The organism is Paenibacillus radicis (ex Gao et al. 2016) (assembly GCF_014641555.1).
Classification (GTDB): Bacteria; Bacillota; Bacilli; order Paenibacillales; family Paenibacillaceae; genus Pristimantibacillus; species Pristimantibacillus radicis.
Genome location: NZ_BMHY01000018.1, coordinates 1 through 16431 on the forward strand (window position 1 = coordinate 1; position 16431 = coordinate 16431).

The following is a 16431-nucleotide window of genomic DNA, read 5'->3' on the forward strand; positions in this document are numbered from 1 at the left end:
CCGCAGGGTCCTGGGAGAGTAGGACGTCGCCAAGCACGAGAAGCCTGCCGCATGTTTGCGGCAGGTTTTTTGTTGTGTACACAGAAAACCGAACACTAACGTTACCCTCACAAGTATTATCGACTTCTAGAACCTCCAGCCCTCAAATTTCTAACCATTTGACCTCCATCGCTTAATAGCAAAGAAGCGCTCTAACCTCTCCGTCGGGATGTAGTGAAGTAACAAGGATTCGATATGGCAGCTGTTCTTCCGTCTAGCGTACCTTTTCAGTTCTCTAATAGATCCCCACAAAGTAACCGAATGCGCTGACTCTTACTCCAACATCCGACGTTACTGGGACATGCAGGCAGAAAGTTGTTGCAGACGATCCCTAAGCCTGATCAAAATGCAAAAGTACATTTTGATCAGGCTAAAAATCGTTAAAATCGCCTTCAAAATGTAAAAGTGCAGGTGAAATGGGTAAAATTCGCCGAAATCATCGCAAAAAGCCGAGTCAAACTGCACTTTTGCATTTTGATGCCCGTTTTAGACGAAAAAGAGTCAAACAAAATGCACTTTTACATTTTGTTTCCCCGTTTGAGCGTGAAACGCTGGCGGACCAAGCAACGCTCTCAAAAATTAGTGTGTTAAAGCAGAAACGGAGCGAAACGAGCCCAGGCTGACTTTTTGAAGCTTCGATAGATTGAAGGAGTCGGGTTAGTGACGGAGAGACGAAGCAAGAATGGCAGCATGGGCCGTTTCGCGCAGCGGAGGCTTGCTCTAACAGCCTGCCTTGCCATAGTTCCAGCATGGCAAGGCAGGCTATCACATTTGAGTCTACCGATGATAATAGGAAGCCTCAAACTTTTGCAGGCGGAGTACGCCATCCTTCTCCTGGCGGCGGAAGACGAAGGACAGCAGCATACGGGGAACAAGCAGCCAGAAGTGCCAGAAGATAATACTGATCATAAGCGATTCATGCAGCCAAGGATACATAATACAGGCGACACACAGGCCGATCCAGAAGAGGTGGCGGTGGACGCGTCGGAAGAGCTTTAGCCGAATATCATTTGCCGGCTTGAAGCCGAACCAGGGAGGCGTAATGCCCCACTTCCATTTACGGTCGGCAGCTTCGTCCACTCTAATAAATGTGAGCAGCAAGATGGCTAGGTGAATGACTTGTACAACAGCGAAGCCGAACAGCCAGCTGAACACACCCTGCATTCCATATACGAGCAATTCAAATCCAAAAAGAATAGCAGCGGTCAAGATATGGCTGGATACGAGCTCAGGCTGAATCAGCTTTCTTTTGACAAGTCTATATTGGTACACGGTAGCGGAAGATTGATCGGATAACGATTGGCGCACCGGTTAACGTTCCCCCTTTAACAAAAAAAGTATCTAATAGTATATCGGCTTAATCGCAATATCTGTCCATAGCATCACAATAAAAAACAGCTGCGATAGTAATCACCAAATGGGCGGATGCCGCATACGATATAGAAATATTTGAAAATGGACTATGAAAGAAGTATAAACCACTAGAATATATGCCATAATAGTAGCTATATAGATATACAGGAAGGTGGAATAGCGTGATGTCAGAAGATCGCCGACTGCACTGTATTATATGCGGCCAACACAAGGCCGAGGGTGAAGGGATTTGCATCGTAACCGAATTTATATGCGACAGCTGCGAGGCCGAGATGGTTCGCACCGATGTACAGGACGCTAAATATCCTTTTTTCATTCATCAGATGAAACAAATCTTTATCGAAAAAAATGCATGAGCGGACTCTGTTGCCAGAAGCCGCTCTTTTTTTGCCACAAATTTGAGATACAATAGAAGAAAGACGCAAATAGAGAGGAAACAACAACTGCTATGAACCGATTACATGCACCGCTATTCGAATCGCTGAGGAAGCTCGCCGATCAACGGCCTGCAAGCTTCCATGTGCCGGGCCATCGGTATGGTTCAATTTTTGGCGACGACTCTAGCAGCAGCATCGAACCGGAAAAAGCCGCATTTCAAGCTATTATGCAGCTGGACACCACGGAGCTTTCCGCCACCGATGATTTACATCATCCAGAGGCTGCTATTGCGGAAGCCCAGCAACTGGCTGCTGCTTGCTTTGGAGCTGAAGAAACCTGCTTCCTCGTAGGCGGCAGCACATCAGGAAATCTGGCTCTGCTGCTCGGCGTATGCGATCCAGGCGACATCATCATCGTTCAGCGTAATGTTCATAAATCCGTGATTAACGGGCTGAAGCTGGCAGGCGCGCGTGCGGTGTTCATCATGCCACAGATCGATGAGCGTACGGGAATTGCGACGCTGCCATCGCTGGCTTCCGTTAGCCAAGCGCTTGCTCAATATCCGGAGGCAAAAGCCGTCTTCGTCACCAATCCGAACTACTATGGAATGAGCACAAGGCTGGGGCCGTATGCAGATTTCATACATGCAGAGGGTAAAATGCTGCTAGTAGACGAGGCGCATGGCGCCCACTACGGCTTTCATCCGCTTTTGCCGGAATCTGCTGTGGGGGCAGGGGCCGATGGGGTGGTGCAGTCTACGCATAAGACGCTGACTGCACTCACGATGGGCGCGATGCTCCACATGCAAGGAGAGAGGCTGCCGAGAGCTGCTGTACGGCAGGCGCTGGCCACTGTACAGAGCTCTAGTCCTTCTTTTCCGATCATGGCTTCGTTAGATATTTCCCGAGCAATGATTGAACGCCACCGTGAAGGATGGTTTGAACCGGGCATTCAAGCTGCAGCGGTTTTTAGAAACTGGTTAGCGGAGCGAAATCCAAAGTGGCTGGCAACCCTTCATCCAGAGGATCGATCCTCAGCCTATGACCAGCTTGATCCGCTTCGCGTTCTTATTACCGATACGACTGGCAATCACTCCGGATTTGAGCTGCAGCGGCTGCTCGAAGAGCAAGGCTGCTGGGCGGAGATGGCCGACCCCCGGTATGTTGTACTAGTATTCGGTATTCAGACCACGATGCAGGATGTAGAGCGTTTAATTAAGGCCTGCGAAATAATCGAAGCACGTATCGTAAACTTTGCTGTGACAACACCAATTATGCCTGAGGCTCAACCTAAGCTATTACCAGAGCGGGACGCAAATTCAGCACTAGTGATGTCGAGTCATCCTATCGTACAAGGGGATTTGAAATCATTACAGACAGAAATAGAAGTTCAAACAGAAGTTCAAGCAAAGGATCAAACAGAGAATCAAGCAACCGAAGATCAACCAGACAACCTAGCATCAGTTCAAGCGGTGACGGAGCCGATTTCTTTTGCAAGGACAAACTCTATTGCCCGGGTAAAGCTAGCGGAGGCGGCAGGCCGCTGCTCTGCTGAGATGGTAGTCCCTTATCCTCCAGGAATTCCTGTGCTGTATGCGGGAGAAAGAATAACGGAGGCTTCCATTCGTCAGATCAGTCACCTTGCCAAGCACGGAGCGAAGTTCCAAGGAGCTTCAGACCCGTCCATGCAGACGATAGAAGTACAGGAGTGATGGGAAATGTTAAGGAATATGAGGCAATTCTCATTGACATGGGTATAGGCTTTGCTAGAATGGTAGTAAGGCAAGACATATTGCCTTTGATATAGAAGGTTTATTACGAATCAGGAGCATAAGACGTTGAACAAGGGAATTTTCATTACAATAGAAGGCGGAGAAGGCTCCGGCAAAACTACACTGATCGAGCGCATCTCGCATACGATGCAGCAGCGGGGGAAAACCGCCGTGATCACACGTGAGCCGGGCGGTATTCCAATCGCCGAACAGATCCGCGCGGTTATTCTGGACCGCAGTCACACAGAGATGGATGCCCGGACGGAAGCACTGCTGTATGCAGCGGCACGCCGGCAGCATCTTGTCGAGAAGGTCATGCCAGCGCTTGAAGCCGGCAAGATCGTCATCTGCGATCGCTTCGTCGATAGCAGCTTAGCTTATCAAGGCCATGCCCGGGGGTTAGGAATGGATGAAGTATGGTCCATTAATCAATTTGCCATTAATGGTCTCATGCCTCATCTGACGATCTACATGGACATTGACCCTGTAGTTGGGCTAAACCGGATCAGTCAATCCGCTGAACGGGAAGTAAACCGTCTCGATCTGGAATCGCTTGCCTTCCATGAGAAGGTACGCGAAGGGTATCGCTTGTTGCTGGAGCAATATCCGGATCGGATCGTTAAGCTTCAAGCGGAGAACGCCGCAGAGGTTGTCTATCAGGAAGCTATGGCGGTTATCGACGCCAGATTCGCCTCCTTTTTCGCTGCTGGCGGGGTGTAAGAAGCAAGAACGATAGGATCATCTAAAACAGGAGGTATGAGGATGAAATTAGTCATTGCGATCGTGCAGGATAAAGACAGCAATCGGTTGTCCAATGCGTTGGTGAAGGATGGATTCAGAGCGACCAAGCTTGCCAGTACAGGCGGTTTTCTTCGAGCAGGCAATACGACATTCATGATCGGGATTGAGGATGAGCGTGTTCACGAGGTGCTTCAAGTCATTAGCTCCAATTGCAAAGTAAGAGATCAACTGGTTACACCTGTCTCGCCGATCGGGGGCTCAACGGATTCCTATATTCCATTCCCTGTTGAAGTGCAAGTAGGCGGCGCAGCCGTATTCGTCGTACCGGTGGAACGGTTCGAACATTTCTGAAATGGGCGTGAGCAGCGATGAAGATTGATTCAGGTTATCGCCCGCTGGGGCAAAGCCGCACGAACGCTGATGCCGCGACGAAGCCGGTGCAGATGCGAAACTTCGCCGACGCCATGGTGCAGCAGGAAGCGCAGCGCACGCAGGATCAGCTGCAGCAGAAGCTGCAGGATATTCATAATCAGGGGGAGAGGCTCGCAAGGACGATGACCGTCCGCGAGCTTAAGCTCTATCGCCAGATGGTTAAGCGTTTCCTGGAGGATACGGTTCGCCGGGGCATTGGACTGAAGGAGCTTCGCGGTTTCGACCGCAGAGGCCGGACGAAACGGTACAAGCTGCTGGACGAGATTGACGAGGCGCTTGTCTCCATGGCTGAAGAGCTGCTGGACAGCGAACAGGGACGTATTGAGCTGCTCGGCCGGATTGGCGAAATCCGCGGCATGCTCATTAATCTATTGTTTTAGAAGAAGGAAGGATAGCGAAGTGCAATGAGCATGGAACAAGTAGCCGGACAATGGAAAGCGAAGCGAATACTAAAGCATGCGCTTCAAAGCGGCAAAGTATCGCATGCTTATTTATTTAACGGACCTTCCGGAACGGGAAGGATGGCTCTGGCCCGGGCATTCGCGAAAGCGTTGTTCTGCACCTCAGGCGGAGATGACGCTTGTGACCAATGTCTGGAATGCCGCAAGTTCGAGAACGGCAACCAGCCGGATTTGCTGCGGATAGAACCTGACGGGCAATCGATCAAGATCGAACAGATCCGCGATCTGCAGCGCGAGCTTGCCTACCGGGGCAGCGGCACGAAGCGCAAAATCTACATCATCGAGCGAGCGGAGAAAATGACGATTCAAGCCGCAAACAGCTTGCTTAAATTTTTGGAAGAACCGTTATCGCCGGTTGTAGCGATTTTAATTACCGATAATGGACAAGCCGTCCTGCCAACGATCCGATCGCGTGCGCAGTGGGTGCCTTTTCTGCCATTCTCGCCAAATGAGATGCTGCAGGCTTTGATAGATGAAGGAATATCCCCGACACTAGCCCGCGCGGCGGTGCAACTCAGCTCCGGATTGGATGGGGCTAGAGAAATCATCCAGCAGAATCAGTTTGCAGAAATCAGAAACGTAGTGATACAATTAGGGAAGGAGAGTCTGACCCGATTCACCGCGGCAATGATTTCCATTCAGCAGCAGTATATTAAGACGGATTTAGCGAACAATCCGCAGCTGTTGCTATCCCTATTAGTTTTATGGTTCAAGGACATGATTCAATTTCAAGCTGGAAGACAAGAAAGCATCGTTTATATAGATCAGTTGGAATGGATAAGCAAGCATGCGTTCAGCCGTCCGATCGAGGGATGGGTGGCCTGTATCGAGCATACGCTGGAAGCAGGTAAGCGCATACGCTCTAATGTAGCGCCTCAACTTGCATTGGAGCAATTATTGGTAAACCTACAGGAGGGCTAAATCCTTGTATAATGTCGTCGGCGTCCGCTTTAAGAAAGCGGGCAAGATTTACTACTTTGATCCGGCCTTGCATCCGGTGGACAAGGACCAGCATGTCATTGTCGAGACGGCAAGGGGTATCGAGTACGGTAAAGTTGTGGTAGGACAAAAAGAAGTCGGTGAATCAGATGTCGTCCTCCCGTTAAAGAAAGTGATTCGTATCGCAAGCGATGTAGACGCCAAGGTTGTGGAAGAGAATCGCTCCGCAGCTAAGAATGCGTTTGCTACCTGCTTGGACAAGATAAAGGATCATCAGCTGAAAATGAAGCTCGTTGACGTCGAATTCACCTTCGACCGCAACAAAATCATTTTTTATTTTACAGCTGAAGGCCGAGTTGACTTCCGCGAGCTGGTAAAGGATCTGGCCAGCGTGTTTCGCACCCGGATCGAGCTTCGGCAGATCGGTGTGCGTGACGAGGCGAAGATGCTTGGCGGAATCGGACCATGCGGACGGGTGCTATGCTGCTCGTCATGGCTGGGAGACTTTGAGCCCGTATCCATCAAGATGGCCAAAGATCAGAATTTATCGCTCAATCCGACGAAAATTTCCGGGTTATGCGGCCGTCTCATGTGCTGCTTGAAGTACGAGCATGACAATTATGAAAGCATTCGCGAAGAGCTTCCCGCTGTTGGGAAGATTGTAGTGACATCTTTCGGAGAAGGCAAGGTTACTGGCATCAATGCTTCCACGAAATCGATTTATGTCCAGCTATTTGACGTATCGGGCAAAGCGAAGGAACTTTCGATGGATGATGTCGTAGTGAAATAAGAAAGGCTTTGCAGCCAATAACGGCGATCGCCGTTTATGCTTAACTATGTTTGATGCTCTGGGGTGGAAACTTGGAGAAAAAAGAGATCTTCGAACAAATGGATGAGCTGGATACTCGGATGGGACAATTCCATACCGAATTAGGCGCACTGAAGCAGCGAGTCAAAGAGCTGCTGGAGGAGAATAAGCGACTAAGCTTGGAAAATAGCCAGCTGCGTAAAATTTTAAAACGCGAGACGGTTCCAGAGCAAGCAGCATCCGCGGCGAGAACGGAGACTGCGGGAGCCAAGCCGAAACGGCAGACCGAAGCTGCTTCTTATGAAGCGATTACGGTAGACCATTCGGATGGGATCGACCCTTTCGAATCCTCGCAGCAAGCGGTGGGGGAAGGCCATGACAATTTGGCCAGACTGTACCATGAAGGTTTCCATATTTGCAATGTGTATTATGGACATCTTCGGACAGAGGGCGATTGCTTGTTCTGTTTATCTTTTTTGAATAAATAACCGAACATTTTAATGCATACCGTCCTTGCAAGAAGAGGACGGTATCTTTATGTCAGAGGAGCTATATGGACGTGGAAGAGCAGATGGAGATCAAACTTGAAGCGAATGAACGAATTGATGATTTAATGACGGAGACGGGCTTGAAAATTATACAGAGCCGGGAAGTGTTCAGCTTCTCGCTCGATGCCGTTCTTCTCTCCAAATTTGCAACGGTTCCGAAGCGCGGACGGATCATCGATCTTTGTTCAGGCAACGGAGTCATTCCGATGCTGCTGACAACGCGGACGAAAGCGAGCATCGACGCAGTAGAAATTCAGCCTAGATTGGCTGATATGGCCCGCAGAAGCGTCGCTATGAATAAGCTGGACGAGCAAATTAAGATTATCGAAGCCGATCTTCGTCAATATATGAAGGAAGCGGGCAACGGCGTCTACGATGCGGTTACCGTTAATCCTCCTTATATGGCGGTGCAGGCCGGCGATTCCAATGAAAATGAACATTATTCGATTGCCAGGCATGAGGTGCATTGTACGCTGGAAGACGTCGTTCATGCTAGCGCCAGACTTGTCCGGTCAGGCGGTAAGGTAGCTATGGTGCATCGTCCTTCCCGATTTATCGATATTATGGAGACGATGCGCAAATATCGGCTTGAACCGAAACGGGTGCAATTTATTCATCCGAATGCTAAAGGCGAGGCGAATATGGTTTTAATAGAAGCAATTCGCGATGGAAGGCCAGAGCTTAGAGTGCTGCCTCCTATTATGGTCTATGAGTAAGATGCAAAGGAGCGTGGGGAACAGATGATAAGCATACAAAAAAGCTTTTCAGATCAGGGCCAAGAAATAAAAGGGACGCTCTACCTGGTAGCCACTCCTATCGGTAATTTAGAGGATATGACATTTCGCGCGATTCGCACCCTCAAGGAAGTATCATTAATTGCGGCGGAGGATACGCGCCAGACACGGAAGCTGATCACTCACTTTGAAATTGCGACGCGGCTTGTCAGCTATCACGAGCATAATAAGCAAGCAAGCGGTCCAGAGCTGATCCGGCTACTGGAAGAGGGACAATCGATTGCCCTAGTTAGCGATGCAGGTTTGCCCGCTGTCTCCGATCCTGGTGCTGATCTTGTAGCAGACGCAATAGCCTCAGGCATTAAAGTCGTACCGATCCCGGGAGCGAACGCAGCCCTGTCGGCGCTTATCATTTCGGGTCTGTCGACAGAAAAATTCGTCTTCACCGGATTTCCGCCACGGGACAAAAAGTCGCTAACGAAGTGGCTAAGTGCGCTGAAATCGCAAAACGGCACATTGATGACCTATGAATCGCCGCATCGGCTGCGTAAGACACTGGAAGCGATGCTGGAGCAACTGGGTGATCGTCGGATAGCGATGATTCGCGAATTAACCAAGCGGCATGAAGAAGCAGCACGGGGAACTCTATCGGAATGCATCGCCTGGATACAGGAGCATCCGCCACTCGGAGAGTACTGTCTCATTATAGAAGGCGCAGACGCTGCAGCGGAAGCGGGAAGATCATCCGTAACAGAGGAAGAAGCGGAAGTATGGTGGAAATCGCTGGAGCTAGAGGATCATGTAGCGCATTACGAGGCGGAGCATGGCCGGAAGGAAGCGATTAAGCTAACTGCCGTTGATCGAGGTTTACCGAAGCGGGATGTCTATAACGCAGTGAATCGTTAATCGATCGCTGCGCTATAGGCTTTTTTGGGTAAAAAAAGACCTTCCTGGCCGGGTTCTAGCACAGGAAGGCATAAAGGAGTATAAAAAGGTTAGAATTAACAAGTGAAGTATTTCTAGTATAACCTATATTTCTTATTTTGTCACAGGAGTCGGCATTTCCGATAGACAAATATGGCAAACAATTTTACCTTTGAAGTAAGATACGTTCTCTGCATTGCCGCAGAAGATACATGCCGGCTCGTATTTCTTCAACATGATGCGTTCGCCATCCACATAAATCTCGAGGGCGTCTTTCTCACCGATTCCGAGTGTGCGGCGCAACTCAATTGGAATAACAACGCGACCCAATTCGTCAACCTTACGAACAATACCTGTAGATTTCATCATAGCTTTTGTTTCCCCTCTCAAAAAGTGATTTGATTTCGTCACTATTCGACATATTTTTTCTATTTGTGTCTACTATAATACCAACGATTACCAGAATAGTCAACCATCATTATTAGAATGATTACAAGAAGTCATTGGATTTGACTATATAGTAAGGTCATATTAATCTTACTATAGAATACAACAGCTTCGACATTTTGGAAACTAAATTACGACACTATTCGACATTTTAGCATAGCATTGTGTCGAAAATATGAACAAAAGGAGTTGAATTGGCGAAATGAATCCGTATATAACCGAAGAGAAAGTGTTCAAGGATCCGGTCCACAAATACATTTATGTGCAGGATCAGACGATCTGGGATTTGATCAACACGAAAGAGTTTCAACGGCTAAGGCGCATTCGTCAATTGGGAACTTCTTACTTAACTTTCCATGGCGCTGAGCATAGCCGATTCTCCCATTCGCTTGGAGTATATGAGATTACGAGAAAAATTATTTCCCAGTTTGAACGCAACGATTATCCTGGCTGGCCAAGAGAGGAGAAGTTGCTAGCTTTATGTGCGGCGCTGCTCCACGATTTAGGCCATGGTCCCTTTTCCCATTCGCTGGAAGAGGTATTCGATACGCATCATGAGGAATGGACCTGCAACATTTTATTGGAGGATACAGAGGTTAATCGCGTTCTGAGGCGAGTAGCCGATGATTTTCCGGGAAAAGTAGCTGGAGTCATTCAGAAAACGTATCCGAATCCGATTGTCATCAGTCTCATTTCCAGCCAAATGGATGCTGACCGGATGGATTATTTATTGCGGGATGCTTATTTCACCGGGGTTCATTACGGCAATTTTGACCTGGAACGGATACTGCGCGTACTTCGTCCCGTTCAGGGCAAAATTGTAGTCAAGGAAAGCGGCATGCATGCCGTTGAGCATTATCTGATGTCACGGTATCAGATGTATTGGCAGATTTACTTCCATCCCGTGACAAGAAGCTCGGAAATCATTTTACGGCAGATTTTCCGCCGAGCGAAAGAGCTGTTCGAGCAGGATTATAAGTTCGAATGGATGCCGGGACCGATCAAGCAATTGCTGGACGGAACCATTACGGTGAAGTCTTACTTAAAGCTGGATGAGGCATATGTGCAGGCTGCATTTCTCCACTGGGAGGATGAGGAGGATGCGCTGCTTGCCGAGCTGTGCAACCGGTTCTTAAATCGCCGTCTGTACAAGTACATTACGATGACCAATCCTGACGATACTTTATTAGAAGAAATAAGTTTGCAGTTCACTTCAATCGGCTTAAATCCGGAGTATCATATGGAGATCGATTTCCCGTTTGACCAGCCGTATGACGTCTACCGTCCTGACTCGAAAAAGGGTGGAAAAGAGGAGAAAACGCCGATTTTGCTGCTGGACGAGCAAGATCGTCTATCCGAAATCTCCGCTAAATCCGACATTGTGCGATCGATCACCGGACTTCATCAAGGCGAGTATCATTTGTATTATCCGGAGGAGCCGCTTATCGAGGCTGGAACCAAACTTAGCCCTGCTTTAAGGGAGCTATTCAAGCTCTAGACGTTGAACAGAAGAACGGCCTTGCCGGCCCATGATTGGGACAGCCGTTTCTGATTACATATATATAGAAGGAGAAGGTTTGAAAATGATTTCTTTATTCGACACTCATACGCATATGGACAGCTCCAAATTCGACAGCGACCGCGCCGAAGCGATCAATCGGGCGAGGGAGGCTGGCGTAGATTTAATGATCAATGTCGGCTTTAACCGGGAGACGATCCCGACGACGATGGCGCTCGCGGAACAGTATGATTTCGTCTATGCAGCCGTTGGCTGGCATCCGGTAGACAGCATCGAAATGCAGCCGGGGGACCTGGAATGGATCGAAGAGTTATGCTCGCATCCGAAAGTGGTAGCAATCGGAGAAATCGGACTGGACTATCATTGGGATACTTCGCCCAAAGACGTTCAGCACCGGGTGTTCCGGGAGCAAATCCGGCTCGCACGGAAGGTAGGCAAGCCCATTATCATCCATAATCGGGATGCACATGAGGATATTGTCAGGCTGCTTAAGGAAGAAAATGCGGCAGAGGTTGGAGGGGTCATGCACTGCTTCTCCGGGAGCTGGGAAACAGCTCAAAAATGCCTCGATATGAACTTCTATATCTCATTCGGCGGACCCGTTACTTTCAAAAATGCAAGGGTGCCGAAAGAGGTTTTGGAAAGGGTTCCATTAGACCGGCTTTTGATCGAAACGGATTCCCCTTATCTGTCTCCTCATCCATTTAGAGGGAAGAGAAATGAGACTGCTTTTGTAACCTATGTGGCGGAGGCCGCAGCAGAAATAACAGGAAAAACAGTGGATGAAATTGCAAAAATTACGATGGAAAACGGTAAAAAATGTTTTGGTATTGTATAAAAAAGGCCAAAAAACAAAGATTGAGAGACCTTTCAAGCGATAAAACTGATTTTTATTGCGAAAATCGGCTCTCTTTTCCGTCATAATCCAGAAATTTAGCTAAAATCGTCTTTTATCGCTTCTTTACAACAGGTGGCCCGTGAAGGTATGATTCATTTCAGAGCTTTAAGTTTTTGTATTGGATTTCCAGTTGACGCTTAATTTCCGGAACCGGAAAGCGGGGGAACCAGGCATCGAATCTGCAGCCATCGACGGCTTCGCAGTGACGAGCTTTTGAAGTTTCTCAATGGGGTGAATTTGGCGGCGATTGCCATGAGCATTCGATCGTCGATAGGGCAGCTCTCTTGCCCGAATCCGACAGCTAACCTCGTAAGCGTAAATAGAGAGCGATCAATCTCGTGCATTCACCATTCCTGAAGTCTAACGACAATCCGGGAAGCCACGAAACAGATCCTCTGTCGACGGCTTCTTTTTCTTTTCTGAATAACTCGGAATAGGTCGACATAGGGTAAGTCTCAGGGGGTGGGAGGCTGCGAGAACATAGGAAATGCACTGGAGCGTGCTTGCACGCCAATATACTTAATAGTCGCGTCTATTATGATCATGCGTCACACAAAGGCGGCGGGGCTATGAAGGAGGACCGATGAAGTGGGCATTATCCAAGCTAAGGAGACCCATGGGAAACGATCATCCAGCATGTCTTTCGCATTGCGATGGAAGCATGAAAACTTGCGTTTGATTCTTTTGAGTGCCATTATCTCAATCGCTATGACTTTCATGTTTTTGGTGTTGTTGTACGGAACGGCTGACAAAAGCGTATCCGTAGTGGTGAATGGACAAGAAACCGTTGTGAAAACGAAGCAATGGGTCCTGCAACGCCTACTGGATGAACAAGCTATTACGATTGGCCCGCATGACAAGGTCTCAGTACCTCTCAATGCGTCAATCAAAGACGGTGACCGAATCGAGGTTAAGCTCGCGGTACCGCTCGTTGTAGTAGCGGACGGCAAGACATCAACGGTGTACACGACGGAGAAGACAGTCGAAGCAGCGATCGGAGAATTAAATATTGCTGTGCGCGATCAGGATCGGGTAACACCTTCTCTCAGCACGTTGGTTGCTAATGCGATGACGGTTACCGTCACTCGCGTTGATACGAAGGTGTCTGAATCGGAGAGAGTTACGCCATTCTCGATCGTGAAGAAGCAAGACCCGAACCTCGAAGAGGGTAAGGAAAAGCTGGTGCAGACCGGCAAAGAGGGTCTTGTAGTCGAACATGTACAAAGGCAATACGAGAATGGAGTTCTCGTATCCCAGAAGATCGTAAACAAAGTCGTTGAAGCGAAAGCGGTCAACCAGGTTGTTGCGATCGGAACGAAAAAACCAGAGCCGAAAGTGCAGACGTTATCCAATAACGGCGGCGCTACTCTGGCGACGTTCACGAAACGCGGTGTTTCGTTCAAAGCCAAGAAAATATTGAATAATGTAACGCTGACGGCCTATACCGCAGACATGGAGTCTACGGGCAAAGACGAGAGCCATCCGCAATTCGGCATTACCGCTTCCGGGACGAAGGTTCAGGAAGGCCGCACGATCGCGGTCGACCCGAAAGTCATTCCTATCGGCTGGTGGGTCTATATCGAAGGAATCGGCTTCCGCCGCGCGGAAGACACGGGCAGCGCCATTAAGGGCAGCAAGATTGACGTTTATTTCGACAGCTCCAAGCTGGCGAATAAGTTTGGGCGCAAGAAGGGATACACCGTATACGTTCTTGGACCAAATAAACCGACATCAAGCTAGCGTGCAAGGAATATAAGTCGATTTGTATTGGAAAAACTTATAAAGCCTTATATGATAAGAAGGGGCATTGCCTCTTCTTTTTTGTATTTTCACGTATATAAGTCTAGACGGCGGCCGTCGCTGCAATGTTGCGGTTCGATGGCATAAAATATGCCGGTCATGAAGAAAAGATCAGGCGGCGCAAGAAAGGGATGTAAATCGTTGATTAAGGAAATTATCGTAGTTGAAGGCAAGGACGATACAGTAGCCGTGAAGCGTGCGGTAGAAGCTGATACGATCGAGACGAATGGCTCGGCGATTGGCGAGGAGGTGCTCCGCCGAATTGAACTGGCGCAGGAGCGTCGCGGCGTTATTATATTTACCGATCCCGACCATGCGGGTGAACGCATCCGTAAAATCGTGGCGAAGCGGGTGCCGGGGTGCAAGCATGCGTTTCTGCCGCAGGAGAAGGCGCTGTACAAGGGCGACATCGGCATCGAGAACGCGAGCCCGGATGCAATCCGGCAGGCGCTCTCTGAGCTGCGGACTGAAAGTCCGGAGGGTGAGGGTGCAGGAGAAATTACTTGGGATGATCTGATGGGTGCAGGCTTGATCGTACATCCCGATGCAGCCAATCGCAGACTGAGGATGGGGAAGCTGCTCGGCATCGGCTACGCCAACGGCAAGACGTTTTTCAAGCGTTGTACAAGCTTCCGGATTTCCCGTACGGAATTTGTGGAAGCTCTGCGTAAAATGGAACAGGGACAGGAGTGAGCGGTGTGAGCGGACAAGAGACGAACGGTCCAGCTATGAAGGCGTTAGAAGTCGCGACGCCAAAGCGGACGAAAGAAATTATTGCGAAATACGGGTTCTCGTTCAAGAAAAGCTTGGGACAGAATTTCTTAATCGATCAAAATATATTGCATAAGATTGTGGCTGCAGCCGGTTTGGACAAGACGAAGGGTGCGCTGGAGATCGGACCGGGCATTGGCGCACTGACGCAGCATCTGGCTGCTGAAGCGGCTAAAGTGACTGCCGTGGAGATCGATGCGCGGCTTATTCCGATTTTGCGTGATGTGCTTGCTCAAGAATCCCATGTTGAGGTCGTTCATGGCGACGTGCTGAAGCTCGACTTGAAGCAGCTGTTCGAGGAGAAGTTTGCGGACGTGTCCAAAGTGAGCGTCGTGGCCAACTTGCCTTATTACGTGACGACTCCGATTCTGATGAAGCTGCTGGAGGAGAAACTCCCGCTGGAGAATATCGTCGTTATGATCCAGAAGGAAGTGGCAGAGCGCATGGCGGCGAAGCCGGGCGGCAAGGAGTACGGCAGCTTGAGCGTAGCGGTACAGTTCTATTGCGAGCCGCAGATCGTTTGCCTCGTGCCGCATACGGTGTTCATTCCGCAGCCAAACGTTGATTCGGCTGTTATTAAGCTTGCGCTTCGGGATAAACCGCCTGTTGATGTGCCGGATGAGGCGCATTTCTTCCGCATTGTACAGGCGAGCTTCGCGCAGCGGCGCAAGACGCTGGCGAACAATCTGACGGCGCTCGTCGGCAAAGAGCGACGCGAGGAATTGACACAGCTGCTGAATGGCTGCGAAATCGATCCTGTACGGCGCGGAGAGACGTTATCGCTGGAGGAGTTCGCCCGCATAAGCCGGGCCTTCCTGGAGGCAGGCTGGAGAGGCTAGCATCGGCCCATTAACAAAGACATTCGCACACTCCGCGCGTTACATCCATACGATAGACGAAGAGGTGATTTACCCATGAAGCAAGGGGACCTGGTCGTCCGCAAATCGTATGGCGGTGACGTGCTGTTCCGAGTTGAAGATGTTCGATCCGAGCGAGCCCTATTGAAAGGCACGGACTATCGATTGCTTGCGGATGCGCCGATTCCCGATTTGTCGGTTGTACGCGACCCCGAATCGACGAGAGCAACCCAGCAAGTGCGTATTAAAGTAAATGACTCCCTAAAACGTATGCGGCAGCAACGAGAGCAGCAGTCCGTGCATACCGTGGACGAAATCAGGCTGGCGGCTGCACAGCAAGCGCAACCTTATTTCGAGATGCCGGGTAAAGTGCTCCATCTCGATGGAGATGGCAATTACTTACGCAAAAGCATGCAGCTATACGAGGCGATGAAGGTGCCTGCGCATGGCGTACACGCTCATGAATCGCAGATGGCAGACCTGCTCTACCGTCTGCTGCCGCAGGTGAAGCCCGATATCGTCGTTATCACTGGCCATGACGGTGTACTGAAAAGCCATGCTAATGGCGACCTGTACAGCCTGGGCAGCTATAAGAACTCGCAGAGCTTCGTCAATGCCGTTCACGTTGCTCGGGAATATGAGAAGAACCGTGACGGCTTAGTCGTCATAGCGGGGGCCTGCCAGTCGCATTTCGAGGCGCTTCTTCAGGCTGGCTCCAATTTCGCAAGCTCGCCCGGGCGCATTCTGATTCATGCCCTTGATCCGGTCTATATTGCGATCAAATCCAGCTATACGTCTATTCGCGAGACCATTAATTTATCCGACGTTGTGCACGGCACAATAAGCGGTATTGACGGTGTAGGCGGAATTGAGACGATAGGCCGATGCCGGGTAGGTCTGCCTAAGCCGAAAGCAGCTGCTGCAGCCTCCCTGTTGAAGACAACTTCCTAATCTCTTCCATCCAGAAAAGGCTCTGCATCTGGGATGTCG

18 protein-coding genes and 1 riboswitch are annotated in these 16431 nt (G+C 49.6%); of the genes, 16 read left to right on the forward strand and 2 right to left on the reverse strand.

The window, feature by feature from the left end; genetic code table 11:
* Positions 1-816 precede the first annotated feature (816 nt).
* Positions 817-1347, reverse strand: a complete 531-nt coding sequence (locus tag IEX98_RS25985; RefSeq protein WP_188892610.1) for a transposase — start codon at positions 1345-1347, stop codon at positions 817-819.
* 230 nt (positions 1348-1577) lie between these two features.
* Here IEX98_RS25985 and IEX98_RS25990 point away from each other — a divergent pair, with 230 nt between their 5' ends.
* The 10 genes from IEX98_RS25990 to rsmI all read left to right on the forward strand — a co-directional run bounded on the left by IEX98_RS25990 (position 1578) and on the right by rsmI (position 9131).
* The gene (locus tag IEX98_RS25990; RefSeq protein WP_188892611.1) at positions 1578-1769 is read left to right on the forward strand and encodes a sigma factor G inhibitor Gin; all 192 of its coding nucleotides are present in this window, start codon (positions 1578-1580) and stop codon (positions 1767-1769) included.
* A gap of 92 nt (positions 1770-1861) precedes the next feature.
* Entirely contained in the window at positions 1862-3502 is a 1641-nt protein-coding gene (locus tag IEX98_RS25995; RefSeq protein WP_188892612.1) for an aminotransferase class I/II-fold pyridoxal phosphate-dependent enzyme, read from the forward strand.
* 126 nt (positions 3503-3628) lie between these two features.
* The gene (tmk, locus tag IEX98_RS26000) at positions 3629-4282 is read left to right on the forward strand and encodes a dTMP kinase (protein ID WP_188892613.1); all 654 of its coding nucleotides are present in this window, start codon (positions 3629-3631) and stop codon (positions 4280-4282) included.
* Positions 4283-4324: 42 nt separating this feature from the next.
* Positions 4325-4654 carry a cyclic-di-AMP receptor gene (locus tag IEX98_RS26005; protein WP_012772016.1) on the forward strand — a complete coding sequence of 110 codons (330 nt, stop codon included), beginning with the start codon at positions 4325-4327 and terminating at the stop codon, positions 4652-4654.
* A 17-nt stretch (positions 4655-4671) separates the two neighbouring features.
* Entirely contained in the window at positions 4672-5115 is a 444-nt protein-coding gene (locus IEX98_RS26010; protein WP_188892614.1) for a YaaR family protein, read from the forward strand.
* A gap of 24 nt (positions 5116-5139) precedes the next feature.
* The gene (gene holB / locus IEX98_RS26015; RefSeq protein WP_188892615.1) at positions 5140-6117 is read left to right on the forward strand and encodes a DNA polymerase III subunit delta'; all 978 of its coding nucleotides are present in this window, start codon (positions 5140-5142) and stop codon (positions 6115-6117) included.
* Between the two features lie 4 nt (positions 6118-6121).
* Entirely contained in the window at positions 6122-6925 is an 804-nt protein-coding gene (locus tag IEX98_RS26020) for a PSP1 domain-containing protein (RefSeq protein WP_188892616.1), read from the forward strand.
* A 71-nt stretch (positions 6926-6996) separates the two neighbouring features.
* Positions 6997-7431, forward strand: a complete 435-nt coding sequence (locus tag IEX98_RS26025; protein ID WP_188892617.1) for an initiation-control protein YabA — start codon at positions 6997-6999, stop codon at positions 7429-7431.
* Positions 7432-7496: 65 nt separating this feature from the next.
* On the forward strand, positions 7497-8207 hold the full coding sequence (locus IEX98_RS26030) for a tRNA1(Val) (adenine(37)-N6)-methyltransferase (RefSeq protein WP_188892618.1): 711 nt from the start codon (positions 7497-7499) through the stop codon (positions 8205-8207).
* A gap of 24 nt (positions 8208-8231) precedes the next feature.
* Entirely contained in the window at positions 8232-9131 is a 900-nt protein-coding gene (gene rsmI, locus IEX98_RS26035; RefSeq protein WP_188892619.1) for a 16S rRNA (cytidine(1402)-2'-O)-methyltransferase, read from the forward strand.
* A 132-nt stretch (positions 9132-9263) separates the two neighbouring features.
* Here rsmI and IEX98_RS26040 read toward each other — a convergent pair whose 3' ends face one another.
* Positions 9264-9518, reverse strand: a complete 255-nt coding sequence (locus tag IEX98_RS26040) for an AbrB/MazE/SpoVT family DNA-binding domain-containing protein (RefSeq protein ID WP_028609554.1) — start codon at positions 9516-9518, stop codon at positions 9264-9266.
* A gap of 280 nt (positions 9519-9798) precedes the next feature.
* Between IEX98_RS26040 and IEX98_RS26045 the strand changes: the two genes are divergently transcribed.
* From IEX98_RS26045 to yabG, 6 genes are all read left to right on the forward strand, one after another.
* The gene (locus IEX98_RS26045; RefSeq protein ID WP_188892620.1) at positions 9799-11094 is read left to right on the forward strand and encodes an HD domain-containing protein; all 1296 of its coding nucleotides are present in this window, start codon (positions 9799-9801) and stop codon (positions 11092-11094) included.
* Between the two features lie 85 nt (positions 11095-11179).
* The gene (locus IEX98_RS26050) at positions 11180-11953 is read left to right on the forward strand and encodes a TatD family hydrolase (RefSeq protein WP_188892621.1); all 774 of its coding nucleotides are present in this window, start codon (positions 11180-11182) and stop codon (positions 11951-11953) included.
* A 184-nt stretch (positions 11954-12137) separates the two neighbouring features.
* Positions 12138-12345: riboswitch (cyclic di-AMP (ydaO/yuaA leader) on the forward strand.
* Positions 12346-12601: 256 nt separating this feature from the next.
* Positions 12602-13753, forward strand: coding sequence for a 3D domain-containing protein (locus IEX98_RS26055; RefSeq protein WP_229692403.1), 1152 nt, complete (start codon positions 12602-12604; stop codon positions 13751-13753).
* 201 nt (positions 13754-13954) lie between these two features.
* Complete coding sequence (gene rnmV / locus IEX98_RS26060) at positions 13955-14506, forward strand: ribonuclease M5 (protein ID WP_188892622.1); 552 nt, start codon at positions 13955-13957, stop codon at positions 14504-14506.
* Positions 14507-14541: 35 nt separating this feature from the next.
* Positions 14542-15423, forward strand: coding sequence for a 16S rRNA (adenine(1518)-N(6)/adenine(1519)-N(6))-dimethyltransferase RsmA (gene rsmA, locus IEX98_RS26065; protein ID WP_188892681.1), 882 nt, complete (start codon positions 14542-14544; stop codon positions 15421-15423).
* Between the two features lie 75 nt (positions 15424-15498).
* Positions 15499-16392, forward strand: coding sequence for a sporulation peptidase YabG (yabG, locus tag IEX98_RS26070; protein WP_188892623.1), 894 nt, complete (start codon positions 15499-15501; stop codon positions 16390-16392).
* Positions 16393-16431: the final 39 nt, after the last annotated feature.